Source organism: Sulfurospirillum sp. E15m (assembly GCF_059415145.1).
In genome coordinates this window covers 577,729-598,312 of record NZ_JCAHZS010000001.1, presented here as the reverse complement: position 1 = coordinate 598,312, position 20,584 = coordinate 577,729, and the positions used below count along the sequence as shown (strand labels likewise).

Sequence of the window (20,584 nt, the reverse complement as noted above, 5' to 3'; positions counted from 1 at the left end):
CCTTTGCGCAATATAAACGTATTAAGAGAACTCTAAACCAATAATAAATCCTTTGCTAGAGTGTCCGAAGCGTCTTTTGAATACAGTTTTTCTACTAAAGCCAATGCAAAAATCATCGCCGTACTCGGTCCTTGTGAGGTGATAATATTGCCATCTTGCACAACTTTATGTGTAGGGTCATAGCCTTTTGTTCCTATTTTCTGTTCAAAAGAGGGGTAACATGTGTACTTTTCTTTGAGTACACCCGCGGTATACAAGGCATAGGGTGCTGCACAAATAGCGGCAATGGGTTTGCCTGCTTTATCCAAAGCTTTTAAAATCGTTTGCACTGTTGTATCTGCCGCCAAATTTGTAGCGCCAGGAAGTCCACCCGGAAGGGCTATCATATCAAATACAGACGCATCGACATCGTGAATCAGGGTATCGGCAACGACAACAATGCCATGCGCACCTTTTACATGTAAATCTTCCAACGCCGCCATCACAACCGTCGCTCCTGCTCGGCGTAATACATCAACAATACTGAGGGCTTCTATCTCTTCAAATCCTGTAGCTAAAGGAACAAGTACTTTTTTTGACATCATTTCTCCTAAACTTTAAAATAATGCAATTGATCATTGAGCTTTTGGGTAACCGAGTGCAAATGCTCTGCGGCTGCGGCAATCTCTTCAATATCTCTCGCATTGGTCGTGGTTATTTCATTGATATGCTCAATCTCATCCATGGCCTTTTTAATACCATCGCCTGATTTTTCAGTGGTATCGGTTGCTGTTTCTACCACTTTTAAAGAGGTATTCATTAATGAGACTGACGTATCAATTTTTGAGGAAACCTCTTCAGATTGCTTTACCAATTCATGAAACAGTTTTGCATTTTCATCCATTTGGGCTCCTGAGTCCAAAATAGATTGGACGATAATGCTCACCGTCGCATTAATTTCGACCAAGCTTCGTTGTGTTCGCTCGGCGAGTTGTCGCACTTCATCCGCAACGACGGCAAATCCACGGCCATGCTCTCCGGCACGTGCCGCTTCAATCGCGGCATTAAGCGCTAAAAGGTTGGTTTGATCGGCAATATCATTGATAACCGTTAAAACATCTTTTACTTTATCGGCGTCATGCGATAGCGCTTCCATTTTGTGCTGTAAATCACTTTCAACACGTGCCGTTTGCTCGATTTTTGCAATTAAAAGTTCAAAAATTTTGTTCGCTTCTTGTAACGATTGATTGGTCTCTTCAATCTCTTTTTTAGCCTGTTTTGAACTTAAAACCGATTCATCAATTTGAGCTTTTGCTTTTAAGCCTGTTTGCGTTGTTTTGACGACAATGGCACTCTCTTTTTCAGCACGCTCTCCGATATTATTCGATGTGGTAGAAAGCTCATGAGCGACTGCGGCATTTTCATCGCTCGCGTGAATGGCACCTTGAACAATTTTTCGCAATCTCTCCATAAAATCATTCAGCGAAGTTGCAATTTCTTTCAGTTCGTCATTGTAAGGGGTATGATAACGCATCGTCAAATCGCGTTCGTTGGAGACGATGGCATTGGTTAAACTGCGAAGTGGCATCAAAACACTGCGTATAATAATGACGATGAGGCTAAAAAGAATGGTAACAACACTGCCTCCAACGATCCAATAAATCAAGACAGTTTTTTGTATATGCGCATGAATGGTATCGTCTAAAGTGTGACTCATTTGAGCCACTAATTCTTCTGTTTGATGTACCGTATCGCGTAATTTGCCATTCAGACCACTTTTTTCATTCAAGCCTAAAACTTCATACGCCGAAACATAAGCAACAAAACTTTCTCGGTATTTTTGCATCAAGGGCAGTGTTGAAGCGAGCTCTTCATGCATTTTAATGTATTGAATGGCCTTTTCATAGTTAGCGGTGTGTTCATTGGCATATTTTAAAGAGAGTCTTAACATAAAGTCTTTTTCGTTGCGACGCAACATCAGCATCAATGACTGCATCTGATAATCTTTGAGCTCTTTAAAAGCACTCTCAGCTTGATGAATCGCTTGACGCATCACACCTTCTAAGCCTTCTTCAGGCGTAAGCCCTATTTTCTTTTTTTGCGCGACAACAGCATCAAATTCATTGCCATAATTTTTAAGAATTGCCTCTAATTGCGTAAGGTTTTTGGTATCAATTCCCAGCTTTTGTGCTGTTGTTTGTATGGATTGCACATTGGATAAAAGCTTTGCTGCATTCTCATGAAACAGTGTTTCATAATTAAGAGTATGCCGCGCAAGAAAATCCTTTTCATGTTTGCGTAGTATTAAAATCTCTTCTTTGATAGAGGCTACTTGCATCTTTAGTGACAATAATGCTTTTTCTTTATCATTAAAAATTTTTGCGGTTGTATGAATCGCTAATAAACCAAGAAGCACAACACACGCCAATAAAATATTGCGCGCTTTAATAGAAAGGTGGGTTAGCATAGGGGAACCTCCTTAAACTTCTAATACAGGACAATTATAGCAGTAAAAAGAGGAAAAATAGGGTAAGAAATTACCCTATTTTGAAGATATATTACGTTATTTTACTTTTTCTAAATATTCGCCACGTACGGTATCGACTTTAATGACATCGCCCTCAACAACATGGAAAGGTACTTGTACAACTGCACCACTTTCAAGAGTAGCTGGTTTTTTACCGCCTTGTGTATCACCCTTAAAGTTAGGAGGTGTTTCAACAATTTTAAGTTCAACAAATTGAGGAGCCTCAACGCTGATAGGTTTGCCGTTATGATAAAGCATATCGACGTTCATACCGTCAATAATCCAATCTGCCGCATCACCTACTTGGTCGTGAGTTAAAGCGATTTGCTCATAGGTAACACTGTCCATAAATTGAAGAAATTCGCCATCATCATACAAAAATTGCATAATTTTGTCTTCCAAATGAGGCGTTTCGCATTTATCCCCAGCGTGAAATGTTTTTTCAATTACTTTACCATCAATAAATGATTTGATTTTGCAGCGTACAAATGCAGCACCCTTACCAGGTTTAACATGTTGATACTCTACGATTTTATAAGGGATTCCATTCAATTCAATTTTCAACCCTTTTTTTAAGTCGCCCATTCCAATAGAGGCCATAATTTCTCCTAAATTTAATTTTTATCATTATAGCGAAAATTTTAACGACTACAAAATGACTTATTTTTATACATAATATTGTATATTTTTACTTTAAAATTGTATTTTATATTCTATATTATGATTATAAAATTCCATATATTGTTTTTTATATTATTTATTTAGTATGTTTTATTCATTTTAATTTATATTTAATACGTTTTTACATACAATATCACGATGAAAACAAACGATATCATTAATCTTTTGCATAATGCTATTGAAGCTGAACATCTTGGGAAAAAAATTTCTCAAAAAAAGATGGCAGAGACCTGTGGCATTTCCATGCGCACCTATCAAGAGTGGAGGCTTGGTAGCAGTGCTCCCATGGCAATTCCAGTGGTGTTTAATATGCTTGGTATGTTAAAAGATGAAGACATTGTGAGATTAGTGCGTAAAATCAACGACGGGCAGGGAGATAAGGCATGACAAATCTGACAGTAGGTGAAAAGTTGGCTCTTGAGGAAGTGTTTGAATGTTTACAGCATAAACATTATCGCAAGATTGGATTTATAAATAAACGTCTTTTTTTCTATCGCTGTATGCGTCTCATGATTTCTACGCGTCGAAGAATTTTACATGTAAAACGATAAAAAGATTTACCGTTTACATGTAAACTAACTACAAATTAAAGTGCTTTGGTATTGTCCATCAATACAGGTACGACAATCAAAGAAACAATCACCGCAGCAATGGTTCCAAAAATTAACGCAACACCCAATCCCCCAAAAATAGGGTCAGATGCCAATAATGTACTGGCCAAAATAATCGCTGCTGCTGTTAGGAAAATCGGTTTTGCCCGCGTTGCGCTGGCTTGGGCTATCGCATCATGCTTACTCTCCCCTTGAGCAATACGTGTTTTGGCAAAATCAATCAGGAGCAAGGAGTTACGAGAACTAATGCCCATCAACGAAATAAATCCGATAAGAGATGTTGCCGTGAGGAAAAAGGTTCCGTGTGAGAAAAGGTCCATAATCCAATGCCCCACAATCACCCCAATAATAGAAAGAAAGCTTCCAAGCAAAACAATGCCTGCGATAGCAAAACTTTTATAATACACGACCATCAATAAAAAGATAAGCACTAATGCCGCAATAAAAGCCGCTCCTAAATCCCTAAAAGTATCCATCGTCACTTTCATCTCGCCATCCCACACCACGTTAAACACTTCGCCAGTGTGTTTATCACGCAATTGAAGGTCAAAGAGATGGGTATTGCTGATGTCATAACGATCTTTGAGTTTTTCTTTAATCGCACTTCTCGCATCCAGTAAAGGATAGACTTGTGAAACCAGGTCAGCCTCAGCAACGATGCTCACCATTTTTTGCAGATTTTTAGACATGATGGTCGGGGTTGAAGCAACTTCTTCCACGCGAACGACCTCACTGAGCGGTACCATCATTCCTTGAGCATTCAAAAGTGTTACGGAAGAGAGTTTCGCTAAAAGCTCATTTTTTGAAAAATGCCCTAATTTTTTTGAATCCTCACTAAAGACCACAAAAAGAGGAATTTGCGTTGGAGAGGTTGCACTATTTTTATACGTAACAGCCATACCTTCAAATCCCAAATAGAGCATTTTATGAATCTGTTCAATCCCAAGCCCTGCCCGAAGTGCTTTTTCATGATCAATCGTTAAAGAGAGTTTTGGATAGATATCATCATTCATAATATCCACATCGGTCAAATCTTTAGTAGAAGCTAAAATACCTTTAATCTCCTCGGAGAGTCGCATCAAATGTGCCGTATTTTCACCGTATAGTTCAATCACAATTGCCGCCATCGTAGGAGGACCCGCTGGTTGTTCAACCATTTTAATGGATGTTTTATCCACCAAAGGCTCACAACTTTTTTGAATCACAGGACGCAAGCGGTGAACCATGGAATAAGAACGTTCGTCTCGCTCATGAATCCCTGTTAAATTCACAACGATTTCGCTGATATTTTCACCATTTTTCAGACCTGAACCTTTAACAAGCCCTGCATAATCAAGAGGAGAGCCCATGCCGTTAAACACTTCAATATCTTTAATCTCTTTTTCTTTTTGCAAAATTGAAACAACACAGTTATCCACCGTTTGTGTCTGCACGTAAGAACTCCCGCTTGGCAAATCAATATACACAGAAAAGGTATTGGTACTTTTGCCCGGAAGCATCTTTGCCAAAACAATTTTTGTAGGGAACATCATGACGGCGAGAATAAAGGCAAAAAGGGTCAGTAATAGCACCAAACGTTTTTTACGTTTATCAAGCAAAATGGCATGAATAAACTGCTCAAAGCGTTGCATCATGTTTTTCTCCTTGATCGTGTTTTGGTTTCTTTAAAAATTTACTTGCTAAAAACGGCGTAAAAATATACGCTATCAACAGTGATGCAGTCATGGCAACAGGAACATTCAGAGGAATAGGCTTCATAAATTCGCCCATCATCTGCCCCACAAATGCCATAGGAACCATCGTTAAGATAATAGCGATGGTCGCTAGATTGGTAGGTGCACCAATCTCATCGGTTGCCTCAATTAACAGTTCGTCCATCGGTTTATCTTTTGATAATTTATCATGTAAATGGCGATGAATATTTTCAATAACAACAATAACGTCATCAACTAAAAGCCCTAGACTCAACAGAAAAGCAAACAACGTAATACGATTAATCGTTTGTCCGCTGATGTAGGCAATGAAAATGGTTATGGATAGAATCGCAGGAACGGTTAATGTCACAATCAACCCTTCTCTCCAACCCAAAATGAAAATCAGTAATAAGGCGATAATCACGATAGAGATAAAAAGGTGAAACACGAGTTCATTCACCGCTTCGTTTGCCCTCTCGCCATAATTTCGTGTCACGATATATCCGATGCCTTCTTTATCCAATTCTGATTGATACGCTTCAAGGCGTTTGAGAACATCTTCTGCAATGACAACGGCATTTGAGCCTTTAATTTTAGAGACACTGAGTGTAACTTGTTCTTGCAAAGGCGTAAAGCTACCGTCAGGATTTTTATGGCTGATTTGCGCACTTTTAACATTTTGCATGTCATAGCCCAAATAGACATGTGCCACATCTTTGAGATAAATAGCCGAACCACCGTAATGCGCAATGATGAGATTTTGAATATCTTCAACATTTTCAAGAACATTTTTGATACCAAACACAACGAGTTTTCCATCTTTGGCACGATTATTGACTTCAGGTAAACGCGTGGTAAGCGACGTTAATGCACCCACAATTTGCTCTAAACTGAGATGATAACCTGCAAGCTTAGAGATATCGACATCAATATTAAATTGCTCTTTATGCCCACCCTTTATCTCTGTTTTAGCCAGATTTGGTACATTTCCCAAGGAGTTACGAATAGCTTCCACTTTTTTATACAAAGCAACCGAATCACTTTTGGATGCATCTTTAGCATAAAAGGCAACCGATAAAACAGGAATATCGATGTCGATATCAAAAGGACGTACCAGTGGAGTAGAAGCACCTTGCGGCATTTGGTCCATGTTTTGCATGACTTTGTCATACAATTTAAGATTGGATGCTTCTCTGTTTTCGCCAATGTAATACATAACATTCACGATACCCACGTTATCGCTTGCAACACCATAAATATGCTCAACGCCTTTTATCTCGCGAATACGACGCTCTAGCGGTCTTACAATCACTTGTTCCACTTCAGCAGCACTCGCTCCAGGTAATGAAACCATGACAACGCCACCGCTGATAGAAATTTGGGGGTCTTCTTCTCTAGGCATCATGGAAAGTGCAATCACACCCAAAAGAATGAGCGTCACACCTAATATCATCGTCAAGGGGTTGCGTAAAAAACGACGGGCTAAAAAGCCCGCAAGGTATTTTTCTTTATAGGTACGCATTAGGGTTGCCCTATTTTAAGCGTTGCATACATGCCAGGATATGCTTGAGCATTTTTACATGTAAACGTTGTTTTGAGTTTAAAAGAGTGGGTCATTGGATTGGAACTAGGCACAATCGCTTCAATTTTTCCTTCACTTTGACATCCAATTGATGGGATTTCCACAGCAACACTATCGCCTATTTTAATCGTTTTGAGATAGCTCTCAGCAATTTCAGCCGTAATTTTTAAATGCGTAATATCAGACAATACCAATGCAGGAACACCGGCTAATGCCATTTCGCCCGCTTCAATATGTTTTGCAGTCACAACGCTATCATTAGGCGCTTGAATTTTTAAGTAATGGTACTGATTTTGAACTTCTTGTCGTTTTTGTTTGGCTTGAGCAATCTGTTTTTGTGCAATATCCATCATCGCTTTAAGGTTTTTGGTTGAAAGTTCCAAATTTTCTACATCATATTTTGAAACCATATCTTTTGCCAAAAGTCTTTCATAACGTTCTTGATTCAGTTTGGCGTTTAAATATTGGTTTTGATACATCTCATAGGAAAGCTCTGCTTGAGCTATGGCTAAATCTGTTTGCGCTAAAGCCGTATCAATCTCTTTTGAATCTATGCTGTAAAGCAAATCACCTTTTTTAACAATATCGCCCTCTTTGACACGCACTTCTTTAACATACCCCATATAACGGCTTGTAATGCTTTTTTCATTGTCCGAAATGACACTACCGCTTAAGGTTAATTCCGCTGCGTTTAGCATTAAACTACTCGCGCATAAGGCAATGGCTATTTTTACATGTAATGTCTTCACTTGGTTTCCTTCGCTGCTATTTTTTCTAATTCAAAAATAATGTCATTACGTGCATTTTGTACTTCTTTGAGTTTTAAAACAATACGTAATTCTTCAGACTGTTTCATCATAACATCATTAATTGAAACAAGTTTTTGCTCATACCTTCCCGCATAATTTTCGTAAATCAAATGAGCCACTTCCACCTCTTTTTTGAGACTTGCGATTTCATATTCGTGGCTTTGCATCTGTGTTTGCAACTGTTTTACATGTAAAGCCATACTCTTTTGCGCTAGTTGCAACTCTTGCGCTGCTTTTAGATTTTCAACGCGCGCTTTTTCATAACCTGCTTTGTCGCTTCCACCGTTGAAAAAATTCCACTTAATTTGAACACCCGCAGTATAAGCATCGTGTTTAGCAAAGTCATTCATGAGTTTGTCATCACTACTGCCATACTGAGCAAAAGCGCCTACTTGAGGAAGAAATGCGCTCTCTTGCAACGCTATCTTCATTTTTGAAATCTCTACGCCTTGCTCTGCTTTTTTGATATCGAGGTTGTTGGTTAAAATAGCATCGCTATTCATATTCATATCAGGTGCTGCTTCATACGTTCCCTTAATCTCTGTGACAGGTTCATTAATGAGAAATGAGAGGTAATGATAGACCAGTGTCTGATTGGCTTTGGTTTGTGAAATCTGTCGTTCAACATCGGAAAGCCTTGCTTGCACTTCCAGCAAATCTACTCTTTTGGCATACCCTTCTTCCATCATCGCTTGCGTTGTTTTTTCCAATCGTGCAATATTTGAGGCAATAATATTCAAATTATACAAATAGGTTTTCAATAAAGAGAGTGTGTAGAAATTCTTTTTAACCTCTGAGACTTTTTGCAACGTGAGCTCTTCACGACTTAGAGTACTTAGGTAGTGTAAAGCCTGTGTTATTTTGCCATACTGCTCCAATTTGCCACCCGTATAAATTGGAAGGTTATAAGAAAGTGTGGTTTGAAACAGATTGCGGTCTTTTGGATAATTAAGATCACTAGGTTGTGTATAAAAATCTGGACTTGACATATTCAACTGTTTAAATCCAAAATCAGCAAAGGTTGCTTCGCGTGATTGCAATTTAAAGCCAAATACGCTTAAAGCATCGTTACTGCGTAGAGCCAATTGCGTCAAATCTAAACTACCGTACGATTGTCCTACTGCTATTTGATGTTCTAGGTCTTTAATCTCTTCATCAAATTTAGCAATAGTGATCTCTTGATTATTTTCTTTGACTTTTTGTATAGCACGCTCTAAGGTTAATGGCTCTGCACCAAAGCACACACCGAAGAGGATTAAACTCACCAAAACAATTTTCATGCACTATCCCTCTGTCAATTTTAATTCTGTTATAGTATAACAATATTATCAAAACTATAATATTTATTTATTTATTGAAAAGAATTAAGCGCATGGTTTTAGCTAAAGATAATAAAATTTTACTTTTATAAGCCTAAAAACCATTTTTTCAGGGGAAAATAGAAGAAAATAAAGTTAATTAAATTTTACAAAAGTTAATCCAGAGGGAGAAATTACTCCTCTGAATTAACCAAATCGCTTCTTATAAAACGGCGTATTCAACCCATACACATGTTTCAATTTTATTAAGTTCAGCGATCATTTTTTTATCAATATCCGTATCAACTAAGATAACAGCCATCGCAAATTGATGAGCCCCTCGTCCTAATCTAAAGTCAGCGATGTTAATACCCTCTTTTGCTAAGATAGATGCAATATTGGCAATAACACCAGGGACGTCATTATTTTTGAAAATAATCATTTTGCCTTTTGGTTTGAAGTCAAATTTAAACCCATTGATACCTACAATGCGTTGTTCATCTTCACCAAAGACGGTTCCACTAATACTCACAACATCTTTTTCTGTCGTCAATGTTAGGGTTACTTTATTTTTATAACCGCTAGTGCTACTGACCGCCTCAAATTTACTTTCAATGTTTTTTTCTTTTGCGACAAATTCAGCATTGACATAATTAATTTTGTTGTCATTTGCTTCTTTGAGAGAGCCTACAATGCCAAATGTCAATAAAGATTTGCCATAGGCTCCAATATCGCCTTCAAGTTCAAGTTTAATGGATTTAATAGCTGAACGATTCAATTGTGCCGCTAAAAATCCCATTTTCTGAACAAGCTCTAAATATGGCTCAACTGAAGCAGGTAGGTCTTCGGCTTTAATCGGAAGGTTGAGTGCATTCGGGTAACTAACACCACGCGCTGCACTAATAGCATTTTCGGCAGCTTGCATCGCAATTTTTTCTTGAGATTCTAATGTATTGGCACCAAGGTGAGGTGTCACACAAATATTTTCAAGGTCCAAAAGAGGATGACTGGTTGCGGGTTCTTTTGAAAATACATCTATGCCCGCGAAAGCAATTTTACCGCTTTTAAGATTATCAAAAAGAGCTTGTTCATTGTATAGACCACCACGCGCACAGTTAATTAAACGCACACTATCTTTCATTTTAGCGATTTCATCGTAAGAGATAATATTAATCGTTTCTTTATTTTTTGGCGTATGAATGGTAATGAAATCACATTTTAAAATATCATCAAAATTCTCAGTGTATGTCATACCAAGGTCTGTTACTTTTGATGCTGAGATATAAGGGTCATAAGCAATAACATCCATGCCAAACGCTTTAGCGCGGATAGCAACACGGCTACCAATATTACCAAAACCAATCACACCTAAACGTTTTTCGCATAACTCAATGCCATACCATTTTTCACGGTTCCATACACGTTCAATTTTTAAGTGGTTATTTGCATTAACAAAGCTTCTTGCCGTTCCTAAAAGATGTGCCATTGTAAGCTCTACGGCAGCAATGGTATTAGCCGTTGGAACATTCATTGCGATGATACCACGTCGGCTACAACCATCTTGATCGACGTTATCCACACCAACGCCTGCTCGCACAATTGCTTTTAAATTCGTAGCCGCATTCAAAAACTTCTCATCAACATCCGTAGAACTACGGGTAATGGCGACATCACAGTCTCCGATAATTTTAAGGAGTTCATCTTTAGGTATTTTAACAGCATCGACGACTTCAATATCTTTTTCAGCATGTAAAATCTGAAAACCTTTTTCATGAATTGCATCACATACAATGATTTTTTTCTTTTTCATAACCAAACCTCGACAATTTTTGATTTAATATCATATTTTTCAAGTTCCAAAACAACTCTCTCTAATTGTTTGTCACTTTTTTCTTCGATGTAAATAATTGGGATTTTGCCCTCTTTGATAACCATATAAGGTAGATGCAAAGCGGTCAGTGTTTGTACAATACAAAAAAGTGAATATCGATCCGCTCGATCAATCATCAAACGAAACGATTTTGCTTTTTTACCGTTACTATCTTTTGCGCCGTACTGATCAATTTGCATAAAGAGTTCATTGACTGGAAACACAAACTCTCTAGCATCCTTTTGTGCCATCTCTTTAATCCAAATGCGTTCTTGAGTATCTGGTTTGATTGTTGGTTTTCGAGGAGATTCGTACAAGGCGGTGTCATCTTTTATCTCAACTTTTTGGTCCAGAAGTTTATATAAAAAAAATCCTAAACCTATAAAGAGGAGTAAAAAAACACCACCCAGTACTTTTTTTTGCATAGTCTATTTCAATTGATCTTTTAAGATGTCTCCAAGCGTCATTTTTTCTTCTTTATTGATCTCTTTTAACGCTTCTCTTTCTTTAAGTTTTGAAAGACGTCTTACAGAAAGGCGAATGCGATTTTTCTTATCATCAATAAATGTAATTGCCGCTTCAATTTCATCACCTACTTTAAGATCAGCTTCGTTCACTTGTCCTAAATCTTCTTTGCGGATAAGCGCATCAACATTTTCTTCCAATTCAACAAAAATACCAAACTCTTTAATATCTCTGATTTTACCATGAACAATGTCACCGTTTTCATGAGATTTTGCATATTTTTGGATTGGGCTGTCTTCAAGCTCTTTTTTGCTGAGTGAAATTTTTTCATTTTCAACATCAATTTTAACGATTTTTACTTCGACTTCAGTACCTACGTTGAAAAGTTCTTTACATTTATTGTTACGATCCCAAGAAGCATCTTCATTGTGAAGTAACCCTTCGATTCCGCCAATTTTGACAAATGCACCAAAGTTTGTAATCGTTGTAATTTCACCTTTAACGATATCGCCAACTTTATATTTTTTCATAAATTCATCAAATGGTTTTGGAAGAACGTTTTTCAAAGATACACGTAATCGTCTCTCTTTTGCATCAATTTCAATGACTTCAACATCAACCACTTGTCCTTCTTCGATGTAATCACGTGGGTGTTTGATGTTTTTATCCCATGAAATCTCAGAAATGTGAAGGAAACCTTCGATGTCATTGCCAAGATCAACAAACGCGCCGTATGGTTCAATGTTGCTGATGGTTACTTGGATTGAATCACCTGTTTCTAACTCATCTTTGATTTCATCCCAAGGATCAGGCATCGCTGCTTTGACAGAGAGAGAAAGATGTCGTTTGTCTTTATCGTATTTGATTGCTTTAACAGGAATAACTTCGCCTTCTTGATACAATGTTCCAGGATTGACAGGTCCTTTGTAGCTGATTTCACTGTAATGCACTAAACCATCAATGCCGCCAACATCTACAAACATACCGTATGTTGTAATCTTTTTAATTGTTCCTTCAACCACTTCATCACGGTCAATAAGTTCTTGAACGATTTCTTTGCGTTTTTTGCGTTCATCGTCTAGGAATTTTTTACGAGAGATAATAATAGATTCTGTTTCATTATCGATTTTAATGACTTTTACTTTTAAACTTTTTCCAACAAGGCTGTTCATATCTTTCACAGCAGCTTGTGAGCGAGGAAGGAAAAATTCAATACCATCTTTGTTTTCAGCGATAAAACCACCTTTGTTTTTTCCAGTGATTTTGACATCAACAACCACGTCATCTTCTTCTTTAAAATCAGCGATAAATGATTTAATTCTATCTTTACGAAGGGCCTTTTTGTGCGAAACCACTGGTCTTTCGTTTCTGAATCCTGTAATCACTACAGGGATTACATCACCTACTTTGCATGTTATGTTACCACTCTCATCTGTCACTTCTGATGCATTAAGACGTCCTTCTGACTTCTTACCCACATCCACTAAAATAACATCTTCTTTGATTGCTACCACAACACCATTGATCAGTGCGTCTCTCTCAGAATCTTTGAAAGACTCTTCCAACATCGCCGCAAAATCCATCTCCTCATGTTCGTCTACGGCGTCAGTATGAACAGCTTTGTTCGCCTCATTTACCATTTGCTACCCTTTTTATTGATTTTTGACACATTTAGCTACATGTAAACATGTAAAAGTTGCCTATTATACTTTAATTTCGCTTATTTTGCCAACTATTTTTTCAATAATCCAATCTGGCGTAGATGCACCCGCTGTCACACCGCAAAGTTTTTTTCCACTAAACCATGAAGGATCAAGATCTTTTTCACTTTCCACTAAAAAACTATCTTCACAATACTCTTTACAAATGCTGTGCAGCTGTTTGGTATTGGAAGAATTTTTTCCGCCAATCACAATGACGACATCTGATTCTTTTGCCAATTCGCGTGCAGCATCTTGATTCTCAAACGTTGCATTGCAAATCGTATTAAAAACGCGTACTTCTTTATAGCGTGTCTCTAAATAGTTGGTGATATCTAAAAACTCATTGATTTTACGGGTTGTTTGAGAAACCACGGCAATTTTATTGCCTTTAAATTTAATTTTTTCTAATTCAGCAACACTTTGGACAACATAAGCGCCATGAATCGCATAACTCTCTACCCCTTTGACTTCCGGATGATCCGCATCGCCAAAAATGACAATTTCATACCCTTCCATGCTCATTTTCTCACAAATTTCTTGTGGCTTAGTGACATAAGGGCATGTTGCATTAATGACTTGAACATCGCTGGCAAGCAATGTTTCTAAATCTTTTTTTGGGATACCATGTGTTCTAATAATCGCGCGTTCGACACCGTTTGCTTCAGAGATGTCATGCAGTGTTTTCACGTTAAAGTTTTCTTTTAAACGATTAATCTCTTCATTATTGTGAATCAATGGCCCAATCGTCGATGCATTTTGCGTATTCTCAGCAATTTTGATTGCACGTTTTACGCCAAAACAAAAGCCATAACTTGTTGCTAATTTAATCTGCATACGTAATAGTTCCTATCGCTGAGAGCAATTCAACGAAATTGGGGAAAGAGGTATTAATACACTCAGTATCTTCAATTTTCATCGTCGTTTTAGTGCCAGCAATCGCAAAACTCATCGCAATTCTATGGTCACCAAAACTATTAATGGTGGCACTTTTAAGTGTCCCCCCATTGACTTCATAGCCATCCTCAAACTCGTTTACTTCAATGCCGCATAAGCGGAGATTTTTCACCACGCTCGCGATGCGGTCGCTCTCTTTAACGCGCAATTCACTGGCGTTTTTAACCAAACTCTTACCTTTTGCACAAGCAAAAGCAATCGAGAGAGCGGGAAGCTCATCGATAAGCCAGGAGATATTTTCAGAAACTTCAACCCCCTGTAATGCTTTGCCGATAATCACAATATCACCGACACTTTCATACAGGCTTTCTTTCTCAATAAACTGAACCAAAGCTCCCATACGCTCAAGTACTTTATAAGCTTCAATACGCGTAGGATTTAAAAGCATATTATGTAATGTGACTTTACTTCCTTCATTAATTGCGGCAGCAACAGCAAAGAAAAAGCCGCTGGATGGATCACTTGGCACTGTTATATGAAGAGGATTAAGCGGTTTTGTTTGAGGATGAATCGTTACATGTAATCCTTCAGAGACAACATTAGCACCCATTCCACGAAGCATTCGTTCGCTATGATCGCGACTGAGTTCTGGCTCACGAAAAGTTGAAATGCCCTCTGCCTGAAGTGCTGCTAAAATAAGGGCACTTTTCACTTGTGCAGAGGCTATTTTACTCTCATAATGAAACGCATTGAGCTTTTCTCCTCGAATACTAAGAGGCGCATAATTGCCATGATTCCTGCCATCAATCTTTGCGCCTATTTCGCGTAAAGGGTCTGCAACACGGCGCATTGGACGCGAACACAAATATTTATCTCCGTAAAGAACAAAAAACCCTTGGCAGCTTGAGAGAAAGCCCATTAAAAGACGTATAGCCGTACCTGAATTGCCACAATCAAGAATCAATGGAGGCTCAACAATATGCTCAGGCGGGGTGATGGTTAATGTACCATCGTCGGCTTTTTCAACATGTGCGCCTAATGACTGCACAATGTTCAGCGTGCAAAGCGTATCTTCTGCTGGCAGATAATTTTTCACAATAGAAGGTTGATTGCTTAGAAGGGAAAAAATCGCACAGCGATGAGAAATTGACTTATCGCTGGCGATTTTATCAGTTGTAAACTCGAAAGAGGCTTTTGGGTTTACATGTAAAGTTTTCATCGGATGCTAATTCCAAATCTTTCATGAAGTTTTGCAAGCAAATCTTCGATCATACTTGCTATTTCAGCCTCTTCAAATGTCTTATCCATGGATTGAAATTGTAAATTTAATGTCAAACTGACTTTGTCGCCCAAACTTTCATGAACATAACGGTCAATCACTGAAAACTTGACTAAGCTTTGAGGCGCAATGGACTTGATAAAAGCTTCCAAGGTTGAATACGACATAGAACCATCGACCAACAAACTTAAATCGCGTGAAGTCGAAGGAAGTTTTGAATACTCTTTTGCATACTTGTGACGATACGATAATGCATCAAAATTAAGTTCACAAATATACGTTCGTGCCAAATCTAACTCTTTTTCAACTTGAATATTAACACGAGCCATATACCCAGCCTCTACACCTTCAATCATCACACATGCTACTTCATAAGGGCTGCATAGGACATTTGGCGTTGTAAGGGGGACTAATGTAAAGTTTCCTAAAACACTTTGGACTTTACTGGCAAAAGCAAAAAAATCAATTTCACTTGGTTTTCCATGATTTGCAATCTCTGCGATACCATTTTCACCACTAAAAACAAAAGCGATTTTGCGGGCCTCGTTACGTTCCTGATCAAACACACTTCCTATTTCAAAAAGAGGAACACGTTTTTTACCAATTTTTAAATTATTCGATACCGCCGTTAAAATGTTCGGCACCAACGAACTACGCAATGTGTTAAGCTCACTGGTAATCGGATTGGCAACATCAAGTGCTTCATTTAAAAGAGGTAGCCCAAATTTTTGAACCTTGTTGCTATCATCGAAAACAAAGTGCAATGTTTCAAAAAAGCCAGCTGCAACGGCGCGGTGTCGATACATTTGACGCTTTTTAAAATCAACATACGGCTTATTAATACGAAGTTGCTCTGCCAAAACATATGGCTTTGATGTAATATTATCAATACCAACAATACGAACAATCTCTTCACAAATATCTTGCGTATTGAGAATATCGGGTCTAAATTGTGGAATTTTAACGTTAATAACATCTTGTTCAAAGGCAAAATTAACGCCAAATCCAAGCTTTTTAAGGATTTTTATAACAACGTTTTTAGCAATCTCTTCACCAATCATTTCGGTCAAATCATTTTGGTGAATATTAATAATTTTTTCTTCAAAATCTTGTGTAATTTGTTGCGCATCTGCATAAGGCATAATGGATGAACGCTTGGAGAGAATTTTCAGAAAATAACCCAACCCAAACGCCAAATTTGGCTCACTGCCTCGTGAAGAACGGTACAGATGTTTATCGGCTCCCAATTTTTTATTGGCACTTTTTTCTGCAATAATGCCAGGATGTGTATAATTGGCCTCGATGATAATACGCTCATCCATAGCGCTTGCTCTGCATTCTGGCATTTGTGCAATACCGGCAATTGCTATTTTCTGACCTTGTGCAAAAATGGCATCAAGCCCATTTTCATCTTTAGCTATCGTAATTTTTGCTTTTTCATCTTTGGCACCAAAACATGTCTGATTATAAGCACGAAGTAAAACGCCTGTCACATACGTTGAATATTCCAAAAGCTTCGCTAAAAAGCACGTTGTTTCAATTTCTGCAAACCCCAAACGGAGCTCTACTAAAAGCGGTACTTGAATCTCTTTATTATCAAAGACTTTATACATATAGGAGCCATCTAAAGCTTCACTGCCATGAACTTGAAGCACTCTTCCAACACCGGGTTGATTTTCTTCTTCCTCTTTATGTGGAATACTTTTGACTTCAAGATCAAAATAGACGCTTAAATCACGTGCAACGCCATAAACGCTTTGACAATCACCTCTATTTGGTGTGAGTCCTATTTCGATAATATCATCATTGATTAAAGGGTATTCGCTTAAAGGTTTACCAAGACTTAATGTGCCAATGCTTTCATCTAAAATCATAATGCCGTCATTGATTTTGGGCAGGCCTAGTTCTGTAGAAGAGCAGATCATACCGCACGATTCAACATCACGAAGTTTTGCTTTTTTAATTTTAAGACCGCCAGGAAGTTCAGCACCAATAAGCGCTACGGCTACCATCTGACCTGCAGCGACATTTTTAGCACCACAAACGATTTGTTGAACACTCTCTCCTACATTGACCTGACAAACATTGAGTTTATCCGCATTAGGATGCTTTTCACACGAAACAACCTGTCCAACAACCACATGTGCAGGAATACGAATTTGATGTATGCCATCTACTTCTAAGCCAATGGCATTCAGTGCTATCGAAATTTTATCAGTCTCAACGGCATTAATATCAATCCATTCATTTAACCATTGCTTTGTTACTATCATCTAAATTGCTCCAATAATCTCAAGTCGCCCTCAAATAATGAGCGCAAATCTGGTATTTGATGTAAAAGCATGGCAAAACGCTCAACACCGAGTCCAAATGCATAGCCACTCACGTCTTTATACCCAACGGCTTTAAAAACATTCGGATCAACTACGCCGCATCCCAATACTTCAAGCCATCCTGTATGTGAACAGACACGGCATCCTTTCCCTTTACAGAAAATACAACTAATATCTGCTTCTGCACTAGGCTCCGTAAATGGAAAGAAGCTAGGACGAAATCGTACTTTAACATCCCCAAACATATATTTTAAAAAATCTTCTAATATAAATTTTAAATTTGCGAAGGAAACTTTTCCTGCTTTATCAACCACTAAACCTTCAACTTGATGAAACATCGGTGTATGAGTAATATCAAAATCACGTCTAAACACTGCACCAGGGCAAATCATACGAATCGGTGCACTTTGTTTTAGCATCGTTCTGATTTGAACGGGAGAGGTGTGGGTTCTAAGCAACATCGAATCTTTAAAATAAAATGTATCTTGCATATCACGTGCAGGGTGATATTTAGGAAGATTCAGTGCTTCAAAATTGTGAAAATCATCTTCAACCAATGGACCTTCTTCGATAGAAAAATTCATGCTTACAAAATATTCAATAATTTTGTCCATTGTCTCCATAACAGGATGCAAAGCACCTGCTGGGCTCTCTTGATTGAACAGGGTTACATCAACGCTGCTTTTTTTCATCTCTGCTTCAATCATCACTGCTTCAAGGGCACTTTTTTTGTTATTTAAGAGCTCTAAAAATTGTTCTTTATTATTGTTTAGATTTTGAGCAAACTCTTTTTTTGCATCACCATCAAGCTTTTTTAGCGCTTCAAACTGTGCAGCAAAATATCCTTTCTTGCCAAAAAGAGAAACCCTCAATTTATCTAATTCAATAAGCGAATTGCAAGATGCAATCGCATTTTCCATCTCTTTCAAAGGTATACCTTTCATCAAAGTCTATTAGGACGTCTATTTTAGTGAAACTTTAATTATAAAAGGTTAAAATCCTCTAAAAACAAGGAGAAGGCGATGACAATCTTCAGCAAAATCGTAAGTGGTGAGATCCCTTGCAACAAAGTTTTAGAAAATGAGGATTTTTTAGCGTTTCACGACATTAACCCTAAAGCGCCCATTCATATCTTGATTATTCCCAAAGTTGAATACACCTGCTTTCAAGAAGTCGATCCTGCTATTATGGTAGGTTTAACGCAGTTTGTACAAAGTGTTGCGAAGCTTTTAGGGCTGGATGCTAGCGGTTATCGTTTGATTACAAATAATGGTGTCGATGGGGGTCAAGAAGTCTTTCATTTACACTTCCACCTTTTAGGCGGTGCCAAACTTTCATGGGATCATCTTGCGGATAGTGATACTCGCAAATTTCTATAAAATCATTTTAAGAGGGATGAGCATCCCTCTTCTTACGCTACTTTCTCTCGCTCATCCATGCTTCAAAAATTTTAATCTGCTGGCAGGTAGAAGCTGTTGATGTCCCACCTTGCGAAGTTCTTGCGTTCATCGAATGCGTCAAGTTGAGATATTCACCCACATCTTCACCAATTCTGTCATCTACTTTTTGAAGTTCTTTTGCACTAAGAACGCTTAAATCCATCCCTAAGCTCTCAGCATGTGCTACGGCACGACCCGTAATAAAATGTGCTTCTCGGAAAGGAACATTGCACTTTTGTACCAAATAATCTGCCAAATCCGTTGCACTTAAATGACCAACTTCACACGCTTGACGCATTTTATTGGTGTTAATTGTCATCGTGCGCACCGCTTCTTTAAGAATATTCAGTGACATAAAGACTGTCTCAACACTATCAAAAACACCCTCTTTATCCTCTTGCATATCTTTGTTATAGGCTAAAGGAAGGCCTTTAAGTACAGTAAGCAAGGAGATGAGATTCCCATTTACGCGTCCTGTTTTTCCACGTAAAAGTTCAGGAACGTCAGGGTTTTTCTTTTGAGGCATAATAGAGCTTCCTGTAGAATACTCATCGCTTAATGTCACAAATTTAAATTCATAGCTTGACCATAAGATTAACTCTTCTGCAAAACGTGAGACATGCATCATAATCGTTGAGATATTAAATAAAATTTCCAGCGCAAAATCACGATCACTCACGGTATCTAAACAATTAACACTCACGCTTTCAAACCCAAGGAGTTTTGCAACGTATTCCCGGTCAATATTATGTGGTGTTCCGGCAAGTGCCGCACAGCCTAGTGGTAACACATTATTGCGTTGATAGGAACTCTCAAGTCGTTCAATATCACGTTTAAACATCGAAACATATGCGAGAAGATGAAAGGCTAAATTGATGGGTTGCGCGTGTTGTAGATGCGTCATACCAGGCAAAAGTGTCGTCGTATGCTCTTTGGCAATGCTCATTAAAACCGTGATAACGTCTTCTAAAACATGGACAATGACTTTTGTCTGTTTTTGAACGTACAATCTAAAATCAACCGCCACTTGATCGTTTCGGCTACGTGCTGTATGTAACCGCTTTCCTGCCTCACCAATTAAGTCAATTAACCGTGTTTCTACGGACATATGAATATCTTCATGTGCAATATCGAAAACAAAATTGCCTTCATCTATTTCATGTTTAATTTGCAATAACCCCGTTGCAATTTGATCGGCTTCGTCTTGAGTGAGTATCCCTTGTTTTGCGAGCATCGTCGCATGAGCCATTGAGCCTTTGATATCTTCTTCATACAGTTTTCGATCAAAAGGCAATGAAGCATTAAATTCATCTAACAGTTGTGCACCACTCTTGGCAAATCTGCCAGACCATAGCTTTGACATAAAGTCTCTCCTTGAAAAAAAGCGTAAAGAGGCTCAACGCCTCTTTACATGTAAAGT

At 38.2% G+C, this 20,584-nt stretch carries 18 protein-coding genes; 3 read left to right on the top strand and 15 right to left on the bottom strand.

All coding sequences use genetic code 11. The features are described 5' to 3' along the window. Positions 1–32: 32 nt before the first annotated feature. The 3 genes from AC5SLP_RS03025 to efp all read right to left on the bottom strand — a co-directional run bounded on the left by AC5SLP_RS03025 (position 33) and on the right by efp (position 3,106). On the bottom strand, positions 33–581 hold the full coding sequence (locus AC5SLP_RS03025; RefSeq protein WP_495253645.1) for a DJ-1 family glyoxalase III: 549 nt from the start codon (positions 579–581) through the stop codon (positions 33–35). A gap of 8 nt (positions 582–589) precedes the next feature. Then, positions 590–2,446, bottom strand: a complete 1,857-nt coding sequence (locus AC5SLP_RS03020; protein ID WP_495253644.1) for a methyl-accepting chemotaxis protein — start codon at positions 2,444–2,446, stop codon at positions 590–592. Between the two features lie 96 nt (positions 2,447–2,542). Beyond that, on the bottom strand, positions 2,543–3,106 hold the full coding sequence (gene efp, locus AC5SLP_RS03015; protein WP_495253643.1) for an elongation factor P: 564 nt from the start codon (positions 3,104–3,106) through the stop codon (positions 2,543–2,545). Between the two features lie 219 nt (positions 3,107–3,325). Between efp and AC5SLP_RS03010 the strand changes: the two genes are divergently transcribed. After that, a complete protein-coding gene (locus AC5SLP_RS03010) occupies positions 3,326–3,574 on the top strand; it encodes an XRE family transcriptional regulator (RefSeq protein ID WP_495253642.1) in 249 nt (82 codons plus the stop codon). Then, positions 3,571–3,738: a hypothetical protein gene (locus AC5SLP_RS03005; protein WP_495253641.1), complete on the top strand. Its 168-nt coding sequence runs from the start codon at positions 3,571–3,573 to the stop codon at positions 3,736–3,738. The genes AC5SLP_RS03010 and AC5SLP_RS03005 overlap by 4 nt, the downstream gene beginning before the upstream one ends. Before the next feature lie 35 nt (positions 3,739–3,773). Here AC5SLP_RS03005 and AC5SLP_RS03000 read toward each other — a convergent pair whose 3' ends face one another. From AC5SLP_RS03000 to pheS, 11 genes are all read right to left on the bottom strand, one after another. Next, complete coding sequence (locus AC5SLP_RS03000; RefSeq protein WP_495253640.1) at positions 3,774–5,432, bottom strand: efflux RND transporter permease subunit; 1,659 nt, start codon at positions 5,430–5,432, stop codon at positions 3,774–3,776. After that, the gene (locus AC5SLP_RS02995) at positions 5,416–7,014 is read right to left on the bottom strand and encodes an efflux RND transporter permease subunit (RefSeq protein WP_495253639.1); all 1,599 of its coding nucleotides are present in this window, start codon (positions 7,012–7,014) and stop codon (positions 5,416–5,418) included. Before AC5SLP_RS02995 ends, AC5SLP_RS03000 begins: the two co-directional genes overlap by 17 nt. Beyond that, positions 7,014–7,823 carry an efflux RND transporter periplasmic adaptor subunit gene (locus AC5SLP_RS02990; RefSeq protein WP_495253638.1) on the bottom strand — a complete coding sequence of 270 codons (810 nt, stop codon included), beginning with the start codon at positions 7,821–7,823 and terminating at the stop codon, positions 7,014–7,016. The genes AC5SLP_RS02995 and AC5SLP_RS02990 overlap by 1 nt, the downstream gene beginning before the upstream one ends. After that, positions 7,820–9,163, bottom strand: a complete 1,344-nt coding sequence (locus tag AC5SLP_RS02985; protein ID WP_495253637.1) for a TolC family protein — start codon at positions 9,161–9,163, stop codon at positions 7,820–7,822. The genes AC5SLP_RS02990 and AC5SLP_RS02985 overlap by 4 nt, the downstream gene beginning before the upstream one ends. A 241-nt stretch (positions 9,164–9,404) precedes the next feature. Then, positions 9,405–10,991, bottom strand: a complete 1,587-nt coding sequence (serA, locus tag AC5SLP_RS02980) for a phosphoglycerate dehydrogenase (protein ID WP_495253636.1) — start codon at positions 10,989–10,991, stop codon at positions 9,405–9,407. Continuing rightward, entirely contained in the window at positions 10,988–11,476 is a 489-nt protein-coding gene (locus AC5SLP_RS02975; RefSeq protein WP_495253635.1) for a hypothetical protein, read from the bottom strand. The genes serA and AC5SLP_RS02975 overlap by 4 nt, the downstream gene beginning before the upstream one ends. A gap of 3 nt (positions 11,477–11,479) precedes the next feature. Beyond that, complete coding sequence (locus AC5SLP_RS02970) at positions 11,480–13,156, bottom strand: 30S ribosomal protein S1 (RefSeq protein WP_495253634.1); 1,677 nt, start codon at positions 13,154–13,156, stop codon at positions 11,480–11,482. 63 nt (positions 13,157–13,219) lie between these two features. Further along, on the bottom strand, positions 13,220–14,053 hold the full coding sequence (locus tag AC5SLP_RS02965) for a 4-hydroxy-3-methylbut-2-enyl diphosphate reductase (protein ID WP_495253633.1): 834 nt from the start codon (positions 14,051–14,053) through the stop codon (positions 13,220–13,222). Then, positions 14,043–15,332: a 3-phosphoshikimate 1-carboxyvinyltransferase gene (aroA, locus tag AC5SLP_RS02960; RefSeq protein WP_495253632.1), complete on the bottom strand. Its 1,290-nt coding sequence runs from the start codon at positions 15,330–15,332 to the stop codon at positions 14,043–14,045. Before aroA ends, AC5SLP_RS02965 begins: the two co-directional genes overlap by 11 nt. Then, complete coding sequence (pheT, locus tag AC5SLP_RS02955; protein WP_495253631.1) at positions 15,329–17,665, bottom strand: phenylalanine--tRNA ligase subunit beta; 2,337 nt, start codon at positions 17,663–17,665, stop codon at positions 15,329–15,331. The genes aroA and pheT overlap by 4 nt, the downstream gene beginning before the upstream one ends. Then, positions 17,662–18,654: a phenylalanine--tRNA ligase subunit alpha gene (pheS, locus tag AC5SLP_RS02950; protein WP_495253630.1), complete on the bottom strand. Its 993-nt coding sequence runs from the start codon at positions 18,652–18,654 to the stop codon at positions 17,662–17,664. Before pheS ends, pheT begins: the two co-directional genes overlap by 4 nt. A 93-nt stretch (positions 18,655–18,747) precedes the next feature. Here pheS and AC5SLP_RS02945 point away from each other — a divergent pair, with 93 nt between their 5' ends. Continuing rightward, a complete protein-coding gene (locus AC5SLP_RS02945) occupies positions 18,748–19,104 on the top strand; it encodes a histidine triad nucleotide-binding protein (RefSeq protein ID WP_495253629.1) in 357 nt (118 codons plus the stop codon). Between the two features lie 37 nt (positions 19,105–19,141). Here the strand turns inward: AC5SLP_RS02945 and argH are convergent, their stop codons facing one another. After that, positions 19,142–20,527: an argininosuccinate lyase gene (argH, locus tag AC5SLP_RS02940; protein WP_495253628.1), complete on the bottom strand. Its 1,386-nt coding sequence runs from the start codon at positions 20,525–20,527 to the stop codon at positions 19,142–19,144. Between the last annotated feature and the right edge of the window lie 57 nt (positions 20,528–20,584).